The sequence below is a fragment of the Streptococcus massiliensis DSM 18628 genome (assembly GCF_000380065.1).
GTDB classification, from domain to species: Bacteria; Bacillota; Bacilli; order Lactobacillales; family Streptococcaceae; genus Streptococcus; species Streptococcus massiliensis.
Genome location: NZ_KB904437.1, coordinates 1 through 3,648, shown reverse-complemented (window position 1 = coordinate 3,648; position 3,648 = coordinate 1). Strand labels below are relative to the sequence as shown.

4 protein-coding genes and 1 tRNA gene are annotated in these 3,648 nt (G+C 40.7%); 4 read left to right on the top strand and 1 reads right to left on the bottom strand.

Annotated elements, in window-relative coordinates:
• Positions 1-246: 246 nt before the first annotated feature.
• Positions 247-429 carry a hypothetical protein gene (locus tag A3I3_RS0109450; protein ID WP_018372447.1) on the top strand — a complete coding sequence of 61 codons (183 nt, stop codon included), beginning with the start codon at positions 247-249 and terminating at the stop codon, positions 427-429.
• A gap of 62 nt (positions 430-491) precedes the next feature.
• Here A3I3_RS0109450 and rlmD read toward each other — a convergent pair whose 3' ends face one another.
• Entirely contained in the window at positions 492-1,844 is a 1,353-nt protein-coding gene (gene rlmD / locus A3I3_RS0109445; RefSeq protein WP_018372446.1) for a 23S rRNA (uracil(1939)-C(5))-methyltransferase RlmD, read from the bottom strand.
• 37 nt (positions 1,845-1,881) lie between these two features.
• On the opposite strand from rlmD, the gene recX reads away from it, so the two are divergent.
• The 3 genes from recX (at position 1,882) to A3I3_RS0109430 (ending at position 3,468) form a co-directional block, all read left to right on the top strand.
• The gene (gene recX, locus A3I3_RS0109440; protein WP_018372445.1) at positions 1,882-2,658 is read left to right on the top strand and encodes a recombination regulator RecX; all 777 of its coding nucleotides are present in this window, start codon (positions 1,882-1,884) and stop codon (positions 2,656-2,658) included.
• 82 nt (positions 2,659-2,740) lie between these two features.
• Positions 2,741-3,274, top strand: coding sequence for a nucleoside tri-diphosphate phosphatase (ntdP, locus tag A3I3_RS0109435; protein ID WP_018372444.1), 534 nt, complete (start codon positions 2,741-2,743; stop codon positions 3,272-3,274).
• Positions 3,275-3,394: 120 nt separating this feature from the next.
• Positions 3,395-3,468: transfer RNA gene (locus tag A3I3_RS0109430), tRNA-Arg, on the top strand.
• The last annotated feature ends 180 nt before the right edge of the window (positions 3,469-3,648 follow it).

Below are 3,648 nucleotides of genomic sequence, written 5' to 3'. Positions count from 1 at the left end.
TATTTTACCAAGACTATCGCAACCATGCAAAAAAGCAACGGATTTGCCGTTGCTTTTTTTGGAGATAAGGGACTATTGTCCCAGGCTCTTTTTTATTTTCAAATGCTGATAGAGCATATGTTATCCCTTTGATGTTAAAAATGGAGGATAAAACTGCCAATTCTGTTTAAAAAATAGCAAAATGAATAAAGTTTCCTTTTAAATAAAAAAAGATGATAGACTAAAGAAAAAATAAAGGAGATCTTAATGTCTATCGTTAAAAATTTGTATCTTGAAATGAATTTTTCTCATGCAACTTGCCAAAATCAAAAAGAAGTTCGTGAGCTTATTCTTTATCATTTGTTGTTAAAATTTCCTCAACTTGTTCATTATCCTAAAATTTTGTCTGCAATGTGTGATGCTCAGTACTATAAATATTTTTCTAAATAATAAAAACTCTATAATCTTTGTAGCAATGAACGCTAAGGATTATAGAGTTTTCTATTTAAAGGTTATTTCTTTAGGAGTTTCACAATGGCTTCTGTTCGAGCAGTGTGTGGGAACATATCCACTGACTGGATATAAGCGACCTCATAAACCTTGCTTAGCTCTACCAAGTCGTGCGCCAAGGTCGAAACATTACAAGACACGTAAACCATTTTGGACGGTGCATAAGAAACAATGGTTGCAAGCAACTTGTCATCCAGCCCTGTCCGCGGTGGGTCAACAATCAAGGCATCCGCTCGATAGCCCTCCTTGTACCAACGCGGAATAATGGTCTCTGCCGCCCCTGCCTCATAGTGAGTATTTGTAAAGCCCATTCGCTTGGCATTGCGCTTGGCGTCCTCAATCGCCTCTGGTATAATATCCATGCCTCGCAAGGACTGGACTTTGTTGGCAAAGGCAAAGCCAATCGTCCCGACACCACAGTAAGCATCAATCAAATGGTCTGTTGCTTTCACATCCAGCGCTTCGACCGCCTGACTGTAAAGGATTTCGGTCTGCTCAGGATTCAGCTGGTAAAAAGCGCGCGGTGACAAGGAAAATTCGTAGTCCAATACACCTTCTTCAATCGCCTCTTGCCCCCAGATGATTTCCGTTTTATTGCCATAAATTTCGCTGGATTTGCTGGTTTGGTAATTGACCGCCACCGTTTTGATTTGTGGAAATTCAGCCACCAAATCCTTGACCAAATCGGTGAAATTCAGCCTGCGACTGGTTACAAAAATCAGCTGAACCTGCCCCGTCTTTCGAGCCCGCCTAACCATAACGGTTCGTACCCCAGCAATCTTGCGCTCATCATAAATGGGCAACTGGTAAAAAGTCAATAATTTAGCCACCCGATTGATAATCGTCTGCGTCTCCTTATCCTGCACCAAGCAATTCTCCAAAGATACCAAGTAATGAGAATTTTGAGCGTAAAGTCCCGCCTTGACCTGCCCTTTAAACTTCCGCGTCTGAAATTGCAGCTTAGCCCGATAATGCTGGGGCTCTTTCATGCCAATGGTCGGACGGATTTCATAGTTTTCGTAGCCCTCCGGAGCAAATTTTTTCAGCGCCTGCCGCAGCAAATCTTCCTTAAAAGCCAGCTGCTTATCGTAGCACAGGTGCATAATTTGGCAACCACCGCAAGTATCGTAAATGGCACAGGGAGCCTGAACTCGAAATTTAGATTTTTTATTGATTGATAGAAGCCGTGCCTCCACAAAATTGCGCTTAACACTAGTCACTTGGCAAAAGACTTCCTCGCCTTTGAGTGCGCCCGGCACAAAGACCAAGGTTTTCTTATAAAAACCAATGCCCTCGCCATTGATTCCCATACGTTTGATTTTTAGGGGAATTCTTTGTTTCACTTTCACATTCATACCCCTATTTTACTACATTTTTTAGTATAATGATAATATGAAAATTACCAAAATCGAAAAGAAAAAACGACTTTACTTGCTGGGGCTTGACCAAGACCAGCAACTCTACATCACCGAAGACACCATTGTACGTTTTATGCTGTCCAAAGACAAGGAAATTACTGCCGAAGAATTGACCGAAATCCAGTCCTACGCTCAGTTTTCCTATGGCAAAAATCTAGCGCTCTATCATCTCTCCTTTAAGCAACGCACGACCAAAGAAGTCCGCGATTACCTGACCAAGCATGAGATTGATGAGACGATAAGAGAGCAAGTCATTGACAATTTGCTAGCGGATAACTGGCTCAATGACCGCAAATACGCAGAAACTTTTATCCAGTCCAATCTTCTTTCTGGCGACAAGGGAGCTTATGTTCTCAAGCAAAAATTAAGTCAAAAAGGCATCGCCGCTAGTATTCTTGAGGAACTTTTGCAAGATACGGACTTTAGCTCGCTCGCCCAAAAGGCTGCCCAGAAATTATTAAAAAAATATGAAAATAGGCTGCCCCAGAAGGCCTTGCAGGACAAAATCATCCAAAATCTCATCAACAAAGGATTTTCTTATAGCGAAGCCAAGGAGGCTTTTCAACATCTAAATATCGAGCAAGACGAGGAAGAGCAAGAAGCGCTTCTATTCAAAGAACTGGACAAGCAGTATCAAAAATACAGTCGCAAATACCAAGGATACGAGCTCAAACAACGATTAACCCAAGCCCTAGCCCGCAAAGGCTATGATTTTTCTGACATCGCCAGTGCCCTCAGAGAATATTTCTAAAAAGAGAGAAAATTTTCCCCATTTTTCTGAAAATATGGTAAAATATAAGCGGTAAACTTAAATTGTAGAAAGTTGGTAGGTTATGAAACTTCCAAAAGAAGGCGACTTTATTACAATTCAGAGTTATAAGCATAATGGCAATCTTCACCGGACTTGGCGAGATACCATGGTACTAAAAACAACAGAAAATGCACTTATCGGAGTCAATGATCATACATTGGTAACCGAAGGAGATGGGCGCCGCTGGGTGACACGCGAGCCTGCTATTGTTTATTTCCATAAGAAATATTGGTTTAATATTGTTGCAATGATTCGGGATACAGGGATTTCTTACTATTGCAATTTAGCTAGCCCTTATTATCTTGACTTAGAGGCGCTTAAGTATATTGATTATGACTTGGATGTCAAAGTTTTTGAAAGCGGGGAGAAGCGGCTTTTAGATGTTGAGGAATACGAGCGCCATAAACGTCAAATGCAGTATTCAGCAGAGTTAGACTATATTTTAAAGGAAAATGTCAAAACTTTAGTTGACTGGATTAACAAAGAGCAAGGCCCATTCTCTCAAGCTTTTGTGGATATTTGGTACAAGCGCTATTTAGGATTGAAAAAGCAGTAAAGTTGTCAAAAGAAACTGGGAAGCCAGTTTTTTTTGCTTGTATTAAAAAAATAATTGAAAAATCCTTGCATTTTATGTAAGAAAGTGTATAATATATTTATAACAATTGAATATGTTTTTGCACCCTTAGCTCAACTGGATAGAGTACCTGACTACGAATCAGGCGGTTAGAGGTTCGACTCCTCTAGGGTGCATTTTTTATTACTCTGAGGAGGTGAACCATGGCATTTACAAGTACTCGTGGGCGGTATGCCTCTTTTGGAGTGGCCTCTAGTTTACCGAGTGAGGTTATTGAGGCTCTTTGTCAACTGTAGTGGGTTGATGTCAGCTAAGATCTGGAGAGAACCGAATTGGTTCTCTCCTTTTTGATATTT